Origin of the sequence: Aquabacterium sp., assembly GCF_049274795.1 — a bacterium.
Classification (GTDB): domain Bacteria; phylum Pseudomonadota; class Gammaproteobacteria; order Burkholderiales; family Burkholderiaceae_C; genus Aquabacterium.
Genome location: NZ_JBASTH010000025.1, coordinates 21,208 through 40,544 on the forward strand (window position 1 = coordinate 21,208; position 19,337 = coordinate 40,544).

The window sequence follows — 19,337 nt, forward strand, 5'->3', positions numbered from 1 at the left end:
TCCCCGAATTTCCCGAGCAGGACCTCTCTTATGAACCGCAGTTATCGCCACGTCTGGAACAAGGCCCAGGGCCGTTTTGTCGTCGCCGCCGAGAATGCCTCGTCCCGTGGACAAGGGGCCGGTCGCGCCCGCCGCAGCGTGATCGCCACCGCCGCTGTGGGCGCCGTGGTGGGCTGGGCCGCTGTGCCTGCCTACGCACAGATCACCGTGGCCAATGGCAAGACGGAAGTGTTCCGTGCTTCCAACGGCGTGCAGGTCGTCAACATCGAGACCGCCAACCAGGCGGGCCTGTCGCACAACAAGTTCTTGAACTACAACGTCGAGAAGACCGGCGTGGTGCTCAACAACGGCAACAGCGACCAGATGGCCCGCCAATCGCAACTGGCCGGCCAGGTGGCTGCCAACCTCAATCTGGGGGCCGAAGCTCGCGTCATTCTCAACGAGGTGGTGGGCAACAGCCGAAGCATGCTGCAGGGCTTCACCGAAGTGCTGGGCGGCAAGGCTGATGTGGTCGTGGCCAACCCCTATGGCATCACCTGCTCGGGCTGCGGCTTCATCAACACCGACCGCGCCGTGCTGACCACCGGCTTGCCGCAGATCGGTTCGGGCGGCACGCTTGATGGCTTCCGGGTCATGCAGGGCGACATCCTGATCGATGGTGCCGGCATTGATGCCAGCAGCACCCGCCTGCTGGACCTGGTGGCCCGCAGCATCAAGGTCGATGGTCGCCTGGTGGGCGCCGACGTGGGCATCACCACGGGCTCCAATGACTTCACCTGGGCCACGCGCTCGGCCACGCCCATCGTGGCGGGCAACGCCGCGCCCAGCTTTGCGTTCGACTCCACCGTGCTGGGCGGCATGTATGCCAACCGCATCGCCATCGTGGCCACCGAGGCCGGCGTGGGCGTGCGCATGCTGGGCGAAGTGGCGGCCACGGCCGACGACTTCGTGGTCAGCGCCGCGGGCAAGATCGAGATCAACACGCGCATCAGCGCCGAGCGTGATCTGAAGCTGGCCAGCACCGTGGGGGCCACCGCGATCAGCATCGAGGGTGCCGAGACCCAACTGAGCAGCAAGCGCGACCTGGTGCTGCTGGCCAGCCTGGGCGCAGTGGCCCTGGACGAATCGACCTTCAGCGCCGGCCGTGACCTGACGCTGACGGCCTCCAGCCTGACCGACACCAGCACCACGGCCAAGCAGCGCTATGCCGGCGGTGATGTGGCCATCACCACCACGGGTGCCACCCAGATCACCGGCAGCGCCTGGGGCGCGGGCGATGACCTGTCCGTGTCCGCCTCCAGCCTGGCCGTGGGCCAGGGCAAGCTCTACAGCGGTGCCGATGCACAGGCCACGGGCAAGTCGCTGTCGCTGACCACCACGGGCGGCGCGATGACCCTGAACCAGACCAGCGTGCAGAGCACCGGCACGCTCGATCTGGACTCGGCCAGCAGCATCACCACCAACGGCACGACGGAAATCCGCGCCACGGGTGATTACTCGGTGACGGCCGCAGGCGCCATCACCCATGCCGGCAAGCTGCTGGGCGCTGCCAAGGGTGACATCCAGGCCGGCACCACCGTCACCAACAGCAACGTGATCCACGCGGCGGACGATCTGGAGGTTCGCGCCAATCTGATCGACAACACGGCCACTGCCGGCCTGTCGTCGCTGAAGCAGCTGACCTTGACGGCCACCAACAACATCAACAACCGCGGTGCGCTGTACGCCGGTGAGCACATGCTGCTCAAGGGCACCGGCGCCAACGGTGCCATCCGCAACTACAGCACCGGCACGATCGACAGCAGCGGCACCTTGACCACCAACAGCGCCGACTTCACCAACAACGGTGCGGTTGTCAGCGTGGGTGACATGCTGATCAAGGCCACGCGCTCTTTCGTCAACGAGACGATCTGGGCCGGTGGCAGCCTGACCAAGCGCGATGGTTCGGTGAACTATGGTTCCCTGATCAGCGAAGACAAGATCGCTGACGAAGGCTCGTTCGACAATGGCATGAACGCATGGTTGGTTGATGAGAGCTTCAACTATGACGAGGAGCTGGTCGGCCTGACCCTGTCGCAACTGCAGGGCCTGCAGAAGGCGCAGATCATCGCCAATGGCGCCACCAGCAAGCTGACCATCGACTACGGCCCCAGCGGCCTGAACCGTGTGGGTGTGATCTCGGCGCCGAACGTGGAGATCAAGGGCACGGGCACTTTCCGAAACGAGGAACTGGCGCTGTACAACGTCCAGAAGACGCTGCGCTGGATTCGCATTGAGGATGAGTCCAGTGGTGACGACGACTTCACCGCATGGGCACGTGTTGATCCCGACACGTACTGCTACATCGGCGCACCGGCAGGCTGTGTGGGCCGCGACGACGGCCTGCCCAACAGCCCTGACGACGACTACTGGAACTGGGATGACTGGAACCCCGGGCCTGGCTGGGTCAAGACACGCAACCTGTCGGGGGACAGTTTCCCCGGCGTGCTTGCAGATGAAGCACGTGCGCTGGCTGTCCAGGGCAGTCTCCTCCGCGATGCCACCGTCATCGGCCGCAGCGGCGCCGGCATCTTCGCCACCAACCTGACCTTCACGGGCGGCACGGTGGAGAACGTGGGCTCGCCCTGGAAGGACGACGCCACCCGCATCCGCCAGTCGACGCTGCAGAACACCACTGTCAACGCGCCGAACCAGAACACGTCCGTCACGCTGCCGAGCAACCCCAACGGCTACTACGTGCCCAGCAAGGATCCGTCGGCCAAGTTCCTGGTCGAGACCAACCCCATCTTCGCGGTGGGTTCCGACTTCGTCGGCTCCGACTACATGGCCCAGCGTTTCGGCTTCAACCCCGACACGGTGCAGACGCGCCTGGGTGATGCCAACTACGAGGCCTACCTGATCCGCCAGCAGCTGATCGAGAAGACGGGCAGCAACGTGATCGCCGGCTACAACAACGAAGCCGACCAGATGAAACGCCTGATGGACCAGGCCGTCACCCAGGGCGGCAAGCTGGGCCTGGAGTTCGGCAAGACACCGACGCCCGAGCAACTGGCCGGCCTGACCGAAGACATCGTCTGGATGGAAGAGGTCGTGGTCAATGGCCAGAAGGTGCTGGCTCCCAAGGTCTACCTGGCGGCCAGCACGGTGGCTGCGATCGACACGGGCGCCGTGATCGGCGGCCAGAACGTGACCATCGCGGGTGAAGGCCTGAAGAACACCGGCGGCACCATCGCCGGTACCGGCACGCTGAACGTGAAGACCACGGGCGACATCACCAACACCAGCGGCACGATCAAGGGTGGCGATGTCAACCTGACCTCGACCGGCGGCAGCATCCGCAACGAGACCACCGCCATCGGCGCGGGTGACGGCACCACCTACAACACCGCCATCGGCAAGACGGCCGGCATCCAGTCCACGGGCAACCTGAACCTGGACGCGGCCAAGAACATTGAGGTGATCGGTGCGGACGTGACCGCCAAGGGCGATGCCTCGCTGAGCGCGGGCGGCAACATCACGGTCGACACCATCGTCGACAAGACCACCAGCACCAGCTACTCCGAAAGCGGCGGTTTCCTGAGCTCGTCGAGCACCCGCACCACCACAGGCACCGAGACCAACATCGGCTCGAACCTGAACACGGGCGGCAACCTGAAGATCAAGTCGGGTGGCGACACCACGATCGCGGGCAGCAATGCCAACGTGGGCGGCAACCTCGATGCCGAGACCGGCGGCAGCCTGAACGTGATCGCCCGCCAGGACAAGGCCTTCACGCAGACCGAGAGCACCACGAGCGGCCTGGGCGTGGGCGGCGGCCTGGCCGGCACCAGCACGACCACCAAGGACGTGTTCGATGGCACCAACAAGGGCTCGACCCTGAACGTGGGCGGCAATGCCAACATCAAGTCGGCCGACACCGTGACCATCCAGGGTTCTGACGTGAAGATATCGGGCAACGCCGACATCGACGCGACCAAGGGCATCCAGGTGCTCGATGGCCTGGACGAGTACCGCGAAACCACGAAGACGGTCACCACCACCTTCATGAAGGTGGGCGGCGAGACGGCGGCCGAAGCCAACGCCAAGGCGCAGAACGGTGCAGGCCGCTCGGCCGAGGCTGGCGCATCGGCCAGCGCCAACGGCAGCCTCAAGCTGGCGGAAACCACCACGACCACGACGCAGTCGGGCAGCAACACCAGCGTGGCCTCGAACCTGAGCGTGGGCGGCAACCTCAACATGAAGTCCGAAGGCACGGTGACCGTGCAGGGCTCCAATGTGGAGGCCGGTGGCAACCTCAACGTCGATGCCAAGAACATCGAAGTGCTGTCGGGACGCAACGAGACCTGGTCGAACTCTCAGACCGAGTCCACCTCGATCGGCATCTACTCCGAGAACAACGCCGAAGCCGGTGCCAACGCGAAGCAGACGGGCGCCAGCGCCTCGGCCAGCGCGAGCGCCAGTGCCGACAGCACGACCACCCTGGGCGTGCAGACGCAATCGGCCGAGTCCAGCGAGTACTCGCTCAAGAACAGCGCCTCGTCGCTCAAGAGCGGTGGCAACATGAACCTCAATGCCAAGGAAGAGGCCAAGTTCGTCGGTGCGAACGTGGAGTCCGGTGGTGACATGAGCATCAAGGCCAAGGACATCACGTCGATGGCCGCGCAGGACATCGAGACAAGCTCCAGCTCCAGCACCACGCGCACGGCGGGTGTCTACGTCGGCGGCAACGCCAGCGCCGATGCCTCGGCCAGCTCCAATGGCACGGCCTCGGCCAGCGCCAGTGCGGAAGTGAGCGCAGGCCTGCGTTACGCAGACAAGTCCGAGAGTTCCGACTCGGGCTCGGTCACGCAGCAGACCTCCAGCTTCAAGTCGGGTGGCAACATCACCCGCGAAGCCCAGGGCACCATCACCGACCAGGGCACACAGATCGAGGCGGCCGGCAACATCAAGCAGAGCGCCACCACGATCAAGGAAGTCGCGGCCGAGAACTCGAGCTACTCCAACAGCGGCAGCTCCAGCAACGACGCCCGCGTGGGTGTCTACGCCGGTGCCGGTGCTGGCGCCGACAGCCGCACGGGCAATGCCGGTGCGGATGCCTCGGCGGGCTTCAAGGCGTCGTACGCGGGCTCGACCGCGTCGGAATCCGAATCGTCGACCTCGACCGTGACCTCGCGCTACAAGGCCGGCGGCTCGATCGATTCGACCTCGACCGACAAGACCACCCTGATCGGCACGCAGTTCGAGGCCGGCAAGGACGTGAACATCACGGCCGGCTCGCTGGACTACCAGGCCGCCAAGGACACCACCTCCAGCTCGTCGAGCAGCCTGAGCGGTTCGGTCGAGGCCAAGGTGGGCGTGGTCGGCACGGCCGGTGTCAACGGCTCGGCCGAGCTGGATGCGGAGAAGTCCAAATCCCAGTCGACCACGTCGAACGCGGGCGGCATCAACGCTGGCGGCTCGATCAACATCAAGACCAAGGGCGATGCCACCTTCGAGGGCACGAACATGTCGGCCAAGGACGCGGCCAATGTGGACGCGGGCGGCAACGTCACGTTCAACGCGGCGCGCGACACCTCGTCGGAGTCGTCGCAGGGCGTGTCGGCCAGCATCTCGGCGGGCACCTCGGGCTCGGGCAGCAGCCGCGAGAGCGAGGGCGCGGGCTCGCTGGGTGTGTCGGCCAGCGGCGCGTCGAGCGACACGGCCAAGGCCAGCAACATCCAGGCGGGCAGCGGCGGCGTGACCATCAAGTCCGGTGGCAACACCGCGCTGGAGGGCACGCAGGTGCAGACCAGCGGCACGGCGTCGGTCACGGCCGGCGGGCAGGTCAAGGCGGTGGATGCCAAGAGCAGCTCGTCGTCCTACGGGGTCGATGCCAGCATCGCTGGTGGCGCCTCGTCGGGCGAAGGCGGCAAGAGCAAGGGCAGTGGCGGTGCCTCGCTGGGTGTCGAGGGCTCTGCGTCGTCGAGCAGCCAGAGCGTCAACATCCAGTCGGGTGTGCCGGTCAAGCCTTAAGGGGCCAAGTCCCGGCCACGGCAGGGATGCAAAAGGGGCCTTGGGCCCCTTTTTCCATGGGCTCGCCTAACATGGCCGCATGAAGGCATTGATCCTGCCGGCGCCATTGCAGCGTCCGGTCGAACGATTCGCCAGGGGGTTCATCCAGCCGCCAGGTCGCCCGCCGGTCGATTTCAGCGCGCCAGCGGGGGCGCCTTCCTTGCTGCCGTCTGATTCATTGTCGTTGCGCATCTTCAAGAACCCGCTGGCCCTGGCCGCCATGATGACGGTCTACGGTCCCCGTGAGCAGGCCCAGGCCATGAGCGCCGGGTGAGCCGCCTGCATGCGCAGGTGAAGGGCGTCACGCCGGCGGGCATGCCTTACCGCGCTGATGACCCTGAACTGCTCGATTGGGTGCAGGCCACGGCATTCTTCGGATTCGTGGAGGCCTACAGCGCCTATGTGCGGCCACTGGACGATGGGCAGCGCAACCGGCTGTATGCCGAGAGCCGCGAATCTTCCAGGCTGTATGGCGCGGTGAACGCGCCCACCTCCTTGCCGGAGATGCAGGCCATGTTCGAGGCCATGGCGCCCAGACTGGAGGCCTCGCCCATCGTCTTCGAGTTCCTGGAGATCATGCAGCGCGCGCCCATCCTGCCGCGAATCGGGCGCTATGGGCAGCGCCTGCTGCTGCGCGACAGCCCGGCTGTGCAGGCCTGCCACCGCCTGGGGCTGCCGGCTGATCACCTGTACCGGCCCTGGTAGGCCGATCTGCCGTGGTGAGCCGGCTGGCGCGTCAATGCCCGCGGTGATGTCCCTTATGCCCCTGATGCCCGCTCTGACCTGAAGCGCTGCCAGGTTTGCGCACGGACATCGTGGTGTCGTCCGCCTTGGCCGCAGGTGTGGCCTGGGTGGCCGGCAGGGGCTCGCCTGTGTACTCGTAGGCCACCGTGCCCTTGGGATGCTGGAACCAGTCCGGGTCGTTGTAGTCGCCGGGCTTGACGTGGTCGCGCACCTTCACCACGCTGAACATGCCGCCCATCTCCAGCGAACCGAAAGGCCCATTGCCCATCATCATCGGCAGGGTGTTCTCGGGCAGGGCCATGCCCATCTCGGCCATGCCGGCCATGCCTGTGTCGCCCATCACCATGTAGCCGGGGATCAGCTGGCCGATGCGCGGTCCCAGGCCGCGCATGTCGGTACCGATCAGGTTGGGTACCTTGTGGCCCATGGCGTTCATCGTGTGGTGCGACTTGTGGCAGTGGATGGCCCAGTCGCCAGCGACGGCGTCGAACTCAATGGCGCGCATCTGGCCCACCGCGATGTCGGTGGTCACCTCGGGCCAGCGCGCGGCCTTGGGCACCCAGCCGCCATCCGTGCCCGTCACCTCGAAGCTCGGGCCGTGCATGTGGATGGGGTGGTTGGTCATCGTGAGGTTGCCCACGCGGATGCGCACGCGATCACCTGTGCGGGCCACCAGCGGGTCGATGCCCGGAAAGACGCGGCTGTTCCAGGTCCACAGGTTGAAGTCAGTCATCTCGCTCACACGCGGTGTGGCGCTGCCGGGTTCGATGTCGTAGGCGCCCAGCAGGAAGGCGAAATCCCGGTCCACCTTGTATTGGCGCGGATCTTTCGGGTGGACGATGAGCAGGCCCATCATGCCCATGGCGATCTGCACCATCTCGTCGGCATGCGGGTGGTACATGTGGGTGCCGGGGCGCTGCAGGGTGAACTCGTAGACGAAGGTTTTGCCCGGCGGGATGTGCGGCTGCGTGAGCCCGCCCACGCCGTCCATGCCGCTGGGCAGCTGCACGCCATGCCAGTGCGCGGTGGTGTGCTCGGGCAGCTTGTTGGTCACGAAGATGCGCACGCGGTCGCCTTCGACCGCCTCGATGGTGGGGCCTGGGCTACTGCCGTTGTAGCCCCACAGGCGGGCTGTCATGCCGGTGGCGAGTTCACGCACCACCGGCTCGGCCACCAGGTGGAACTCCTTGACGCCATCCTTCATGCGCCAGGGCAGGCTCCAGCCGTTGAGGGTGACGACCGGGTTGAAGGGGCGGCCATTGGGCGGGAGCGGCGGCGGCTGTGTGGCGGCGGAGGTCTGCACCACCGCCTCGGGCAGGGAGGCCGCGCCCACGCGGCTGACGGCGGTGGCGCCCAGGGCCAGGGCGCCTGCGGTCTTGAAGAAATCTCGGCGCTGGCTCATGGCTGGCTTTCGGGGGTGTGCTGATGGATGTGTTGTTGCGCCGGCTTGATAGGTGGCGCGGCAGGCGCTGGTGCAGCGTTGCGGGCCAGCGGTAGGGCCATCGCGGCCTGCAGGCGAGTGTCGGCCAGCCAGTGATCACGCACAGCCTCGATGCTGGCGGTGACGCTGCCGATCTGCTCGCGTGCATCGGCCAGCAGTTCGAACACGCCGATCAGCATGCCGTTGTAGCGCAGCAGGGTCTCGTCGGAGATGCGCTTGCGCAGGGGGATCACCTCGTCACGGTAGTGACGGGCCAGCTCATAGGCGCTGCGGTAGCCGGCGTAGGCCTCTCGGGCCTCGGAGCGGGCGTTCATGGCCACTTCTGCCGCCTGATGCAGCGACTGCATGTACAGCGCCTCCGCCCGTGCGGTGCGTGTGCTGCCGAAATCGAACAACGGTAGTTCCAGCTCGACCTCATAGCCATTTTTGCGCGCGGTGCCGGTGCTGCTCTTGTTGGCATAGCCCAGCTCCAGCACGTTGATGAAGCGGGTGGCCCTGGTCAGGCCAAGCGAGCGAGCCGTGGCATCCGTCGAGCGGCGGGCCATCTGCACGTCCAGGCGCCTGTCCAGCGCGGTCTGCTCGACGTCCTTGGGCTGATGGGGTGCTGCAGGCAGATCAGGCAGGCGCTCTGGTAGCGTCACGGCGGCATCGGGCAGCCCCAGTGTGCGTACCAGGTGCTCGCGTGTGGCCAGGGCTCGGTGCCGGCTGCGTGCCAGCGAGGCACTGGCATTGGCCGCGAAGGCCTGTTCACGCAGGTGATCGAGCTGGCTCAGGTTGCCGACCTGCTGCATGCGCCGGGCCAGCTCGCTGGAGACATCGGCGGCTTCCTGCACCTGGGCCTGGTAGCGGGCCAGTTGCTCGGCAGCCACCGCCTGGAAGAAGGCCTGGCGTGCCTGCTGGGCGACCGCCACGGCATCAGACGCGGCTTGCAACTGCGCGCGCTCGAAGCGGCGCTGCGCCAATTGCGAGGTGGCGGGCAGAGTGAGCAGGCCAAGGATGTCGAACATCACCGAGCGGCCAATCTCGGTGTTGCCGCCACCGTGCATGCGGCCGAAGCCGATGCGCGGATTGGCCAGGCGGCCGGCGCGCACGCGCTCTGCTTCGGCCACGCCCAGGTCGGCGAAGCGGGCCTGCAGGCCGGGGTTGTTCAGCAGGGCGATCTCGACGCTGCTGTCTGCGCTCAAGGGTTGGCGCAGCAGTTCGGCCATGCGCGCTGCGGTGTTGTCAGCATCGCCAGGGGTGCGTTGCCAGATGGCGGGCTGCCCTGTGCGTTCGCGGGTCAGGTCGGACACGGTGCCGAATCCGCCGTCGGGCGAGAAGGCGGCGCAGCCGCTGAGCAGCGTGACGGCCGTGGCGCAGGCCATCGCCGGCCAGCGCCGTCTGAAGGGGGGGGGTGGTCATGGGTGTGAAGCATCTTGAACCCCGGTGCGCCTGGATGTGATCGGCGGCCGGTGGGATGCCCGCGTGCCGCGCCATGGCGCGTGCACGCAGGGACGCTGGCCTTGCGCGAAGGCCTGGCAGGCGTCAGATGCTTCGGGGTGGGCGTTCCTGGCCGCCGGAGAGGAAATCTGGGGCAGGGGCCACGAGCGGCGGGAAGGCAGAGGCCGCGACGGCGGGGGGATGTGGCAGGCCGGGGGCGGGCGCGGGCAGGGTGCTCAGGGCACAGGTGGCCGCGCAGAGCTGGCACTTGCCATCGGCGGCAGGTGGCGGGGTGTTGTCCTGCCCCTGATGATCAGGGTGCCTGGCCTGCAGAGAGGCCGGGCCATCGACAGCAGGCGTGGCCGATGCATCGTGATGGCCATGCGCGCCGTGCGAGGCCGGCATGCTGACAGGCGGGCACAGCATGGCCGCAGCCACCGCACCCCGCCAGGGGAGCAGCACCACGAGCATCAGCAGGAGGCACATGCGCAGCATCTTCATCACGGGTGCCAGTCTAGACCTTCCCACATGGGCAAGGTCAAGCCTTCTCGCTGCAGTCGTGCTGGCCAGGGGCGGAAGCGTGGTCCGCATGGCACGGGGCTGCGGCGGCCGTGCTACGGTTGGCTGGTGGCTGTGCCAGCCGGTCGATGATGGGGCAATCGGGGCGGTCGTCGCCGCTGCAGCAGTGCACCAGGTGCTCCAGCGTGGCCTTCATGGCCTGCATCTCGCGCAGCTTGGCGTCCAACTCGTCGATGTGGGCCTGGGCCAGCGCCTTGACCTCGCGGCTGGGGCGTTGCTGGTCCTGCCACAAGCCCAGCAAGGCACGGATCTGCTCGATGGAAAAGCCCAGATCGCGCGCACTGCGGATGAAGCGCAGCGTGCCGATCTCCTTGTCGGTGTACTGACGGTAGCCGGCATCGGTGCGGCGGGCCTCCGGGAAGAGGCCGACGCTTTCGTAGTGGCGGATCATCTTGGCCGATACGCCGGACGCCTTGGCGGCCTGGCCGATGTTCATCGATTGCATCTGGGGCTTTCAGGACGGGGGATCTGCAAGGTGCGACCGCGGTACAGGTGTTTTGTTCCGCAATGCTTGCACATCGCCCGGATCAAGGGCGGGGATGTGCCTGCCGCATCAGCTTGATGTAGCGTTGCGCACCCAGGCCCAGCGGGCGTTCCTTGATCCAGCCGATGTCCGCCCACAGCGGCACCTCGTTGGACATGTTGTCGAAGCAGATATCGGTGAGGGTATCGGGCCCGAGGTGCGTGGCGGTGAGCGAGTGGGGCAGGTAGCCCCAGCCCAGGCCCGACTGCACCAGGGTCAGCGCGGTCTGCGGGTTGTCCGTGCGTCAGACGTGGCGTGACAGCAGCAGGCGGGGATCGACGTTTTCCTCGTCGCGCCCCATCACCACCACCTGGCGCAGTTCCAGCAGGTCGGCGGGCCTCAGTCGTGGCTTGCGCCCCAGGGTGGCCAGCAGGGCTGGAGCGATCACGGCGGTCAGGGTTTCGCTGCTGAACTCCTGAAAGCCTTCCTTCTCGTCGATGGCGGTGCGCTCGAATACCAGCGCCAGTTGCCGGGCCGCCGGCTCCAGTGCCTTGGCGGCTGCGGCGGCCGTGGGTTCGCGGTCAGATTTTCTGAAATATGCTAACTTTTTTCGTCAGAAAGGCAGATATACAGTTCGGGGCATGACAACTGCCGGGGCTGCCCGGTCTTTTTTGGATTCCTATGCAAGGTCTCAAGCGCAAGCTGGTCTACGTCACCCTGTTCGAGCTGATCGCCGTGTGCATGAGCAGTTTCCTGCTCTCGCTGATTTCCGAGCGGCCGTTCGTGTACGCCGGGGTGGCGGCGGTGACGTCGTCCATCATCGCGCTGCTGTGGAACCTGGCCTACAACACCGGCTTCGAGTACTGGGAGGCGCGCCAGATCAAGAAGGGCCGCAGCCTGCTGCGCCGCGTGGTGCATGCGCTGGGCTTCGAGTTCGGCCTGGTGCTGATGCTGGTGCCGCTGTTCGCCTACCTGCTGGGCCTGAGCCTGTGGGAAGCCTTCGTCTATGACCTGGGCCTGATGCTGTTCTTCATGGTCTACACCTTCCTGTTCAACCTGGCCTTCGACCACGTGTTCGGGCTGCCGGCGTCCGCCTTGCCCAAGCCAGCGGAGTCTGCCGATGCCGCCGACCCTCAGGCGCCGGTGGCCTGCCGCTGAGCGGCGCCACAATGCGGGCATGAGCCTCCAATCCGTCCAGACCTTCATCGCGCAGCACGCGCCCGACATCGCGATCCTGCAGACCACCGAGACCACGGCCACGGTGGCCGATGCCGCGCGGGTGCATGGGGTCGAGCCTGCCCAGATCGCCAAGACCTTGTCGCTGTGGCTGAAGGACGAGGTGATCCTGCTGGTGATGGGCGGTGATTGCCGGCTGGACAACCGCCGCTTCAAGGAGCACTTCGGCGGCAAGGCCAAGATGCTCAATGCTGAGGAAGTGCTGCACTGGACCAGCCACCCCGTGGGCGGTGTCTGTCCGTTCGGCCTGCCAGGGCCGCTCAAGGTGTTCGCCGATGTGTCCCTGCGGCGCTTTACCGAAGTGTTGCCGGCGGCCGGCTCCGTCGACACGGCCTTGCGGATTGCGCCTGAATATCTGGCGCAACTGGTGCAGGCCGAATGGGTGGATGTGGCCCAGCAGCAGGTGCAACATCAGGCCACGGCCTGAGCGGGTCAGGCGAAGGGGTAGGGGCCTTGGTGCGCGCCCACCTCGCAGGTGTGGCTGACCAGGCCGTGCGCCGGATCCCACAGGTGCAGCATAAAGCCGCGCGGGCCGGCATGTGCATCGCCGGCACATGGGGCGATGCACATGCCCGCACAGCACGGCTTCGATGTGGCCGTAGCGGGCCACCACCGCGTGCAGTGAGGCGTCTCGTTCATCAGGCGGTAGTCGTCCATGTAGGGGATGCCGCAGGCAAAGGGCGGGTGGTGCAGCATGATCAGGGGTCGAGCCCGATGATGCGCACGGGGTGATCGTCGATGCAGTAGTGCAGCGGGCCGGTGGCGGGCAGGTAGCTGTGGTCGGCGAAGGCGGCCCGCAGGTTGTCACGCTGGTCATGGTTGCCGGGGATGACCAGGAAAGGCAGCTCCAGCGTGGTCAGGATGCGGCGCAGCGCGGCGTACTCGTCCGGGTGGCCTTCGTCGCTCAGGTCGCCGGTGATCAGCACCAGATCGGGCCGGCGGTCCAGCCGGTGCAGTTGTGCGATGGCTTCGCGCAGGTGCTGGGCTGAATCGATCTCTCCCAGGTACAGGACACCCTCCGGCCGAATGTGCAGGTCTGACAGTTGCGCGATGAGCATGCCGCTGGCTCCCGGGAGATGGTGTCCTGGCAGGATGGCATGGCCATGCCATCTCGCTCAACAGGCTGGAGATGGCCCTTGGCCTGTCACGGTGCGCTTTTCAACTGGCTGGCCACCATCTGCGACACCATGTCGGCCGTGGCCGCGGAGAGTGTCCACCCCAGATGGCCATGGCCGGTGTTATAGAACACATTGGCATGGCGCCCTGGGCCCACGCGCGGCAGCATGCTGGGCGTCATCGGCCGCAGGCCGGCCCAGGGCACCACGCTGCGCGTGGACACGCCCGGAAAACACTGCTCGACCCAGTGGATCAGCGGCTGGATGCGGTCCTCGCGGATGTCGCGGTTGATGCCGCAGAACTCGGCGGTGCCGGCCACGCGGAAACGGTCCACGCCCAGGCGGCTGGTGACCAGCTTGGTTTCGTCATCGAGCAGGCTCACGCGCGGTGCGGCGGCCTGGCTGGCGGCATCCGGCAGGTTCACGGTGATTGAGTAGCCCTTGACCGGGTAGATGTTCACGCGGTCACCCAGCTGCGCGGCAAACCCGGGGCTGGCCACGCCGGCGCACACCACCACGGCGTCGAAGGCCTGCGTGACCTGGGTGCCCAGGCTGCGCAGGGTGGCGTGGATCTGCCCCGCCCAACTCAAGCGCTTCACCTCTGTGTCCATGCGGAACTCGACACCCAGGCGCGCTGCGGCCTGGGCCAGGCCGTTGGTGAACAGGTGGATGTCACCCGTGCTGTCGCTCTCAGTGAAGAAACCGCCATGAAAGCGCCCGTGCAGCGTGGGCTCGATGGCGCGCATCTCGCCGGGCGTGACGGCGCGCCGCTCCAGCCCGGCCTCGGCCAGCAGGCGCGTCACCTTGGCCGCATGCTCGAAGCCGGCACGATCCCGGTACACATGCAGGATGCCTTCGCGCCGATGGCAGAAATCGACGCCTTCACGTTCGGCCCAGTCGAACAGCACGTGGCGTGCGGCGATCGCCAGCCGTGCCGTCTCGATGGTGTTGGCGCGGTAGTGCGGGATCTGCGCCATGAACTCGGCGAACCAGCGCAGCTTGTGCCAGGTCGGCGCCGGGTGGATCAGCAAAGGGGCATCACGCCGCGCCATCCAGCGCAGGCCCTTGAGCAGGGTGCTCCAGTGTGTCCACACCTCGGCGTTGGAGGCCGAGAGTTGTCCTCCGTTGGCGAAGGAGGTTTCCATCGCCGGGTAGCGCTGTCGGTCGATCACGGTGACCTGATGGCCCAGCCTGGCCAGTGCATAGGCGGTGGTGACGCCGGTGATGCCGGCGCCAAAACCATGACGTGCTGCTGCATGAAGAGCTTCTTTCTCTGAGGTCGCGGGTCGACGGGATCGGCGTGATCCCTTCGAGCCCCTCTGTATGTCGACCTGAGAGATTCAGATGCCTTCGCGCTGCGATGGGCACCCTTGCTCCTACGGTGCGCCTGCGGTGAAACAACCGTGGCGGCTCTCCAGAGTGTGGTCACGGCAACGGTCCGGGGGCCTGAGAGATTCCGGGGCGGTTGCTCCTTCGGCGCCGGCCCTGTGGGGCCGGACTCTCCCGTTGCGGTGAAGCCCTGCCCACCCGGGCACGGCCACTTCCATTATGGCTGTGCTGGCCGCGCCTTGCCAAGCAGCCTGGCGCGGCACCGTGACATGCCGCCATGCGGTACATGCACCACGCATCGGCGTGCAGGCACTGCACTGGCGCCCGTTGCGCGTGGAACGCGCCTGCCATCGGTGCCATGGAGGCCTTGTTTCGCACCAGGCAAGTGCCTTTCCTTCGATTCCGGTCTGGCATGGGCATTGCTCATTGCTGTCACCTCATTCAAGAGACTTGAAAGGAATGGAAGTGAGCAGCAATCAACGCAGAATCGTGCTCGGTGCCATCGGCGCGGGTCTGGTGGCCCCGTGGGCCGTGCGTGCGCAGACGGGCGCCAAGCCCAAGATCGCCATCGTCATGCCGGGCAACATCACCGACAAGTCCTGGAACCAGGCCGGCTACGAAGGCATCAAGCTCATCGAGAAGGAACTGGGCCTCACGGTGGCCTTCAGCGAGAAGGTGGCCCAGCCTGACCAGGCCGAGGCCCTGGCCGATTACGCACGCCGTGGCTTCAACCTGGTGTTCGGCCATGGTGGCGAGTTCCAGGAATCGGCTGCCCGCATCGCCAAGCGTTTCCCGAACACGCAGTTCGTGGTGAACAACGGCTATGTCAATGGCCCCAACCTGGCGTCCATCACCTTTGATTACCGCCAGTTCGGTGCCGTGCTGGGGCACATCGCCGCCCGCACCACCAAGACGGGCAAGGCCGGCATGATCGGTGCACAGCGCATCCGCATGACGACCGAGATCGAGGCCGGCTACAAGGAAGCCTTTGCCAAGGTGCACCCCAAGGGCCAAGTGCTGGTGACCTACACCAACGACTGGGACGACGTCGCCAAGGGCAAGGAGGCCGCTTTCGCGCAGATCGCCCAGGGCGCCGACGTGATCTTCCCGACCATGGACAACGCTGTGATCGGCAGCCTGCAGGCCGCGCGCGAGAAGAAGGTATCGGCCTTCGGCATCTATTACGACGCCATCAAGGACTGGCCTGACACCGTGATCCAGTCGGCCATCGTGGACATCCGTGCAGGCATGCTCGACATCGCACGCGATTACGCGGGCGGCACGCTCAAGTCCACCGTGCACGTGTTCGGCATCGGCCGGCCTGATCCGCGCGTGGCCCGCCTGGGCACCTACGGCCCGAACGTGTCGGCCGATGTGCGCAAGCAGGTCGATGAACTGGTCGCCGCCTGGCCTAAGGCATGACGAGCAGGCCCGTGATCCGGCTCGAAGCCAAGCAGCTCACCGTGCGCTACGGTGAGTTCGTCGCCAACGACCGCGTGGACCTGGCGCTGCGCGCCGGGGAAGTCCACGCCGTGCTGGGCGAGAACGGCGCGGGCAAGAGCACCTTGATGAACGTGCTGATTGGCTTGCAGCCGCCTTCGGGCGGCCACCTGGAGCGCGATGGCCGGCCCGTGCGCTTCGCGGGCCCGCAGGACGCCACCGCAGCCCACATCGGCATGGTGCATCAGCACAGCATGCTGGTGGAGCGCCTGTCGGTGGTCGAGAACATCGCCCTGGGCCTGAACGAAGGGCTGGGGCGTGTGCCCTTGGCCGAGCTGGCAGCGCAGTTGCAGGCCCTGGCCACTGAATCCGGTTTCACGGTCGATCCGTGGGCCGAGGTGGGTGCGCTGTCGCCCGGTGAGCGCCAGCGCGTCGAGATCCTCAAGCTGCTGCAGCGCCAGGCCGAGGTGCTGATCCTGGACGAGCCCACCAGCGTGCTGGCCCCGCAGGAGGTGCGGCCCCTGCTGCAGACCTTGCGCCGCCTGGCAGATGCGGACCGCGCCATCGTGCTGATCACGCACAAGCTCGATGAAGTGGCCGAGGTGGCTGATCGGATCACGGTGCTGCGCGCAGGCCGCGTGGTGATGTGCCGCCCGATGCGTGGTGCGCAGGCCAGTGAGTTGGCGCGGTGCATGGTGGGCAGCGAGGCGGTCGATGAAGCGCAGCCCCCGCAGGCGAGCGCATCGCAGCGCGCCCATGGCGATGTGATGATGGCCTATGACGATGTGAAGGTGCCGCCCGACGAAGGCCGTGCGCCGCTGCAGGGCGTGACCCTGTCCGTGCGTGAAGGCGAGATCGTGGGCGTGGCGGGCGTGGACGGCAATGGCCAGCAGGCCCTGGCCGACGCGATCGCCGGTTTGACGCCACTGAGTGCAGGCCGTGTCAGCCTGTGCGGCACGGATGTGCGCAAGCTGGGTGCGCGTGCCCGGCGTGACCTGGGCCTGGCCTACATCCCTGAAGACCGCCACCACACCGGCCTGGTGCTGGACCTGTCCGTGGCCGAGAACCTGCGCCTGCATGATTTCCAGCGCAGGCCCTGGGTGAACTGGCTTGGCCAGTTGCGCCGCAAGGCCATGCTGCAAGCCGGCCGCGTGGCCATGGGCCAGTACGACATTCGTGCCCGTGAGGCCACGCAGCAGGCGCGCTGGCTGTCTGGTGGCAACCAGCAAAAGATCGTGCTGGCGCGCGAACTGGCTGGATCACCCCGCGCCATCGTGGTGTCCCAACCCTGCAAGGGGCTCGACCTGCTGAGCACGCGCGCCGTGCACGAGGCCTTGCATGCCCAACGGCTCAAAGGGGCCGCCATTTTGTACATCTCCACTGAACTCGAGCACCTGCTCGACCACTGCGATCGCATCGTGGTGCTCTCCCGTGGTCGGATTGCCGGCGAGGTCCTGTGTGGCCAGCAAGCCAAGGCCGAGGTGCAGGCGCGTATCGGCGAACTGATGGCGGGGGCCGCATGACCGCACTTCGAATTCTGGCCGGCCTGGCGCTAGCCCTGTTGCTGGGCTCGGGCCTGATCATCCTTGGCGGGGGCGATGTGCCCGCCGTCTACAAGACCTTGCTGCTGGGCGCTTTTGGCGACCACGCCGGCTGGGATGCCGTGCTGATCAAGGCCTGCCCGATTTTGCTGACCTCGTTGGCCGTGGCATTGCCGCTGCGCCTGGGCCTGTTCAACCTGGGTGGGGAAGGGCAGATGGCCATGGGCGGTCTGTTCGCCACCATGGTCGGCCTGCAGATGGGCGGTGCCCATCCTGTGGTGGCGATCACGGCCTGCGCGCTGGCCGGCATGGTCGGTGGCGCCTGCTGGGCCAGCATCGCGGCGGGCATGAAGGCCGCGCGTGGGGTCAACGAGGTCATCAGCACTTTGTTGTTGAACTATGTGGCCGCCAGCATCCTGAGCTGGGCGGTGTCCGGCCCCTTGATGGCGCCGGATGCGCCTTATCCCTATTCGCCCGAGCTGCCCGACAACACCTGGCTGCCCGCGGCCCTGTCGGGCTGGAGCGCCCACGTGGGCATCTGGCTGGCCATCGCGCTGGCGCTGGTGTTCCAGTGGGTCTACAGCCAGGGCAGCATTGGCATGTCGGCGCGCATCGTGGCGCTCAGCCCGCAGGCCGCGCGCTATGCCGGGCTGTCGCCCATGCGGCAGACGCTGCTGACTTTCGGCGTGGCCGGTGGCTGCGCCGGCCTGGCCGGGGCCTTCGAGGTGATCGGCGTGAAGTACCAGTTGTTCCAGGGCTTCATGGGCAGCTACGGCTATGACGGCGTGATCGCCGCCATGCTGGGCGCCGCGCAACCCGCCGCCGCCGCTGTGGCCAGCATCTTCCTGGCCGGGCTGAAGGTGGGTGCCAATGCCATGCAGCGGGCCACCGGCCTGCCGGTGAGCCTGGTCGAGGCCCTGCAGGGGCTGATCATTTTGTGCATCACCGTGTCGGCGGCCCTGCCGACGATCCGCATCGCCTGGGCCCGCGTCAAAGCCCGCCAGATGAAAGAGGAGCTCGCGTAATGGCGCTCGATGAATTCACCGCAACGGCGCTGCGCCTGTCGGTGCCGGTGGCTTATGCCGCCCTGGGTGGTGTCGTGGCCGAGCGCGCTGGTGTGTACCACGTGGCGCTGGAAGGCGCGATGCTGGCGGGCTGCTTCGGTGCCGCGCTGGGCGCCTTCCATGGTGGCGCGATGATGGGCCTGATGGTGGGCATGCTGGCCGGCGTGCTGGTGGGGGCCTTGCTGGCCGCGATGACGGTCACCTTGCGCTTGCCGCAGATCGTCTGCGGCATCTCCGTCAACCTGCTGGTGATCGGGCTCACGGCCTACCTGTCGCGCATCGTGTTCTCGGGCCAGGCCAACACCCTGCACCTGCCCGGTCTGGTCGATCCCTGGCTGCCTGCGCTGGCCGGCGTGCCCGTGCTGGGGCCAGCCTTCTTCGCACAGCCGCCCTTGATGACGGCGTTGCCGCTGCTGGCCGCGGGCATCTGGTGGTGGCTGCATCGCACCCATGCCGGCCTGGCCTTGCGTGCGGTGGGCGAGGCCCCGCGCTGTGCAGACGCCAATGGCATCGATGTGCAGCGCACGCGCTGGACGGCGGTGGTGGTGGCCTCGGTGTGCGCCGCGCTGGGTGGCTGCTTCATCGTGCTCAGCCAGGTGTTCTTGTTCTCTGAACACATGACGGCAGGCAAGGGCTTCATCGCGCTGGCCGCCGTGATCCTGGGCCGCTGGAGCGTGTGGGGCGCCTTGCTGGCGGCCGTGTTCTTCGGCGGGTTCGATGCGCTGCAGCTCAAGTTGCAGTTCTCGCAGCCTGATCTGCCCTACCAGCTCTTCGTGGCCTTGCCCTATGTGGCGGCCCTGCTGGCCCTGTTCGGCCTGATGGGGCGCTCGTCGCCGCCACACGCCGTGGGCCAGCCGTACCAACGCTCAACGCGATAACCGATCCATCTCTGATGAGCTCGACAAGCAAACAAGG

18 protein-coding genes and 1 riboswitch are annotated in these 19,337 nt (G+C 66.9%); of the genes, 9 read left to right on the forward strand and 9 right to left on the reverse strand.

The window, feature by feature from the left end:
- The first annotated feature begins 30 nt into the window (after positions 1 to 30).
- The 3 genes from WAQ08_RS02870 to WAQ08_RS02880 all read left to right on the forward strand — a co-directional run bounded on the left by WAQ08_RS02870 (position 31) and on the right by WAQ08_RS02880 (position 6,756).
- Complete coding sequence (locus WAQ08_RS02870) at positions 31 to 6,012, forward strand: hemagglutinin repeat-containing protein (protein ID WP_422189132.1); 5,982 nt, start codon at positions 31 to 33, stop codon at positions 6,010 to 6,012.
- 79 nt (positions 6,013 to 6,091) lie between these two features.
- Positions 6,092 to 6,325, forward strand: a complete 234-nt coding sequence (locus WAQ08_RS02875) for a hypothetical protein (RefSeq protein WP_422189133.1) — start codon at positions 6,092 to 6,094, stop codon at positions 6,323 to 6,325.
- Entirely contained in the window at positions 6,322 to 6,756 is a 435-nt protein-coding gene (locus tag WAQ08_RS02880) for an oxygenase MpaB family protein (protein ID WP_422189134.1), read from the forward strand. The genes WAQ08_RS02875 and WAQ08_RS02880 overlap by 4 nt, the downstream gene beginning before the upstream one ends.
- 31 nt (positions 6,757 to 6,787) lie before the next feature.
- Here WAQ08_RS02880 and WAQ08_RS02885 read toward each other — a convergent pair whose 3' ends face one another.
- From WAQ08_RS02885 to WAQ08_RS02910, 6 genes are all read right to left on the reverse strand, one after another.
- Positions 6,788 to 8,197 carry a multicopper oxidase family protein gene (locus WAQ08_RS02885; RefSeq protein ID WP_422189135.1) on the reverse strand — a complete coding sequence of 470 codons (1,410 nt, stop codon included), beginning with the start codon at positions 8,195 to 8,197 and terminating at the stop codon, positions 6,788 to 6,790.
- Complete coding sequence (locus WAQ08_RS02890; protein WP_422189136.1) at positions 8,194 to 9,600, reverse strand: TolC family protein; 1,407 nt, start codon at positions 9,598 to 9,600, stop codon at positions 8,194 to 8,196. The genes WAQ08_RS02885 and WAQ08_RS02890 overlap by 4 nt, the downstream gene beginning before the upstream one ends.
- A 160-nt stretch (positions 9,601 to 9,760) precedes the next feature.
- Entirely contained in the window at positions 9,761 to 10,141 is a 381-nt protein-coding gene (locus WAQ08_RS02895) for a hypothetical protein (protein WP_422189137.1), read from the reverse strand.
- 52 nt (positions 10,142 to 10,193) lie between these two features.
- Positions 10,194 to 10,670 carry a Cu(I)-responsive transcriptional regulator gene (cueR, locus tag WAQ08_RS02900; RefSeq protein ID WP_422189173.1) on the reverse strand — a complete coding sequence of 159 codons (477 nt, stop codon included), beginning with the start codon at positions 10,668 to 10,670 and terminating at the stop codon, positions 10,194 to 10,196.
- Positions 10,671 to 10,761: 91 nt separating this feature from the next.
- Positions 10,762 to 10,968 carry a hypothetical protein gene (locus WAQ08_RS02905; protein WP_422189138.1) on the reverse strand — a complete coding sequence of 69 codons (207 nt, stop codon included), beginning with the start codon at positions 10,966 to 10,968 and terminating at the stop codon, positions 10,762 to 10,764.
- 33 nt (positions 10,969 to 11,001) lie between these two features.
- Complete coding sequence (locus WAQ08_RS02910) at positions 11,002 to 11,145, reverse strand: hypothetical protein (RefSeq protein WP_422189139.1); 144 nt, start codon at positions 11,143 to 11,145, stop codon at positions 11,002 to 11,004.
- 233 nt (positions 11,146 to 11,378) lie between these two features.
- Between WAQ08_RS02910 and WAQ08_RS02915 the strand changes: the two genes are divergently transcribed.
- Positions 11,379 to 11,855, forward strand: a complete 477-nt coding sequence (locus tag WAQ08_RS02915; protein ID WP_422189140.1) for a PACE efflux transporter — start codon at positions 11,379 to 11,381, stop codon at positions 11,853 to 11,855.
- A 19-nt stretch (positions 11,856 to 11,874) separates the two neighbouring features.
- Positions 11,875 to 12,360, forward strand: coding sequence for a YbaK/EbsC family protein (locus WAQ08_RS02920; protein WP_422189141.1), 486 nt, complete (start codon positions 11,875 to 11,877; stop codon positions 12,358 to 12,360).
- Positions 12,361 to 12,365: 5 nt separating this feature from the next.
- Here WAQ08_RS02920 and WAQ08_RS02925 read toward each other — a convergent pair whose 3' ends face one another.
- The 3 genes from WAQ08_RS02925 to WAQ08_RS02935 all read right to left on the reverse strand — a co-directional run bounded on the left by WAQ08_RS02925 (position 12,366) and on the right by WAQ08_RS02935 (position 14,274).
- Positions 12,366 to 12,629, reverse strand: coding sequence for a hypothetical protein (locus tag WAQ08_RS02925; protein WP_422189142.1), 264 nt, complete (start codon positions 12,627 to 12,629; stop codon positions 12,366 to 12,368).
- 2 nt (positions 12,630 to 12,631) lie between these two features.
- Positions 12,632 to 12,991, reverse strand: a complete 360-nt coding sequence (locus tag WAQ08_RS02930) for a metallophosphoesterase (RefSeq protein WP_422189143.1) — start codon at positions 12,989 to 12,991, stop codon at positions 12,632 to 12,634.
- An 86-nt stretch (positions 12,992 to 13,077) separates the two neighbouring features.
- Positions 13,078 to 14,274: a D-amino acid dehydrogenase gene (locus WAQ08_RS02935; RefSeq protein WP_422189174.1), complete on the reverse strand. Its 1,197-nt coding sequence runs from the start codon at positions 14,272 to 14,274 to the stop codon at positions 13,078 to 13,080.
- A gap of 198 nt (positions 14,275 to 14,472) precedes the next feature.
- Positions 14,473 to 14,564: riboswitch (glycine riboswitch) on the reverse strand.
- Positions 14,565 to 14,842: 278 nt separating this feature from the next.
- Between WAQ08_RS02935 and WAQ08_RS02940 the strand changes: the two genes are divergently transcribed.
- Genes WAQ08_RS02940 through WAQ08_RS02955 form a run of 4 tightly spaced genes read left to right on the forward strand, consistent with a single transcriptional unit; the run spans position 14,843 to position 19,300 of the window.
- A complete protein-coding gene (locus WAQ08_RS02940; RefSeq protein ID WP_422189144.1) occupies positions 14,843 to 15,799 on the forward strand; it encodes a BMP family protein in 957 nt (318 codons plus the stop codon).
- On the forward strand, positions 15,796 to 17,340 hold the full coding sequence (locus WAQ08_RS02945; RefSeq protein WP_422189145.1) for an ABC transporter ATP-binding protein: 1,545 nt from the start codon (positions 15,796 to 15,798) through the stop codon (positions 17,338 to 17,340). The genes WAQ08_RS02940 and WAQ08_RS02945 overlap by 4 nt, the downstream gene beginning before the upstream one ends.
- Positions 17,337 to 18,383, forward strand: a complete 1,047-nt coding sequence (locus WAQ08_RS02950; RefSeq protein ID WP_422189146.1) for an ABC transporter permease — start codon at positions 17,337 to 17,339, stop codon at positions 18,381 to 18,383. The genes WAQ08_RS02945 and WAQ08_RS02950 overlap by 4 nt, the downstream gene beginning before the upstream one ends.
- On the forward strand, positions 18,383 to 19,300 hold the full coding sequence (locus WAQ08_RS02955) for an ABC transporter permease (protein WP_422189147.1): 918 nt from the start codon (positions 18,383 to 18,385) through the stop codon (positions 19,298 to 19,300). Before WAQ08_RS02950 ends, WAQ08_RS02955 begins: the two co-directional genes overlap by 1 nt.
- Positions 19,301 to 19,337 lie beyond the last annotated feature (37 nt).

Bases quoted from the DNA above. Each gene is read 5' to 3' on its own strand.
- WAQ08_RS02930 (WP_422189143.1), bottom strand. From the start codon at position 12,991: ATGCTCATCGCGCAACTGTCAGACCTGCACATTCGGCCGGAGGGTGTC.
- WAQ08_RS02870 (WP_422189132.1), top strand. From the start codon at position 31: ATGAACCGCAGTTATCGCCACGTCTGGAACAAGGCCCAGGGCCGTTTT.
- WAQ08_RS02950 (WP_422189146.1), top strand. From the start codon at position 17,337: ATGACCGCACTTCGAATTCTGGCCGGCCTGGCGCTAGCCCTGTTGCTG.
- WAQ08_RS02955 (WP_422189147.1), top strand. From the start codon at position 18,383: ATGGCGCTCGATGAATTCACCGCAACGGCGCTGCGCCTGTCGGTGCCG.
- WAQ08_RS02875 (WP_422189133.1), top strand. From the start codon at position 6,092: ATGAAGGCATTGATCCTGCCGGCGCCATTGCAGCGTCCGGTCGAACGA.
- WAQ08_RS02915 (WP_422189140.1), top strand. From the start codon at position 11,379: ATGCAAGGTCTCAAGCGCAAGCTGGTCTACGTCACCCTGTTCGAGCTG.
- WAQ08_RS02885 (WP_422189135.1), bottom strand. From the start codon at position 8,197: ATGAGCCAGCGCCGAGATTTCTTCAAGACCGCAGGCGCCCTGGCCCTG.
- cueR (WP_422189173.1), bottom strand. From the start codon at position 10,670: ATGAACATCGGCCAGGCCGCCAAGGCGTCCGGCGTATCGGCCAAGATG.
- WAQ08_RS02925 (WP_422189142.1), bottom strand. From the start codon at position 12,629: ATGCTGCACCACCCGCCCTTTGCCTGCGGCATCCCCTACATGGACGAC.
- WAQ08_RS02945 (WP_422189145.1), top strand. From the start codon at position 15,796: ATGACGAGCAGGCCCGTGATCCGGCTCGAAGCCAAGCAGCTCACCGTG.
- WAQ08_RS02920 (WP_422189141.1), top strand. From the start codon at position 11,875: ATGAGCCTCCAATCCGTCCAGACCTTCATCGCGCAGCACGCGCCCGAC.
- WAQ08_RS02890 (WP_422189136.1), bottom strand. From the start codon at position 9,600: ATGGCCTGCGCCACGGCCGTCACGCTGCTCAGCGGCTGCGCCGCCTTC.
- WAQ08_RS02895 (WP_422189137.1), bottom strand. From the start codon at position 10,141: ATGTGCCTCCTGCTGATGCTCGTGGTGCTGCTCCCCTGGCGGGGTGCG.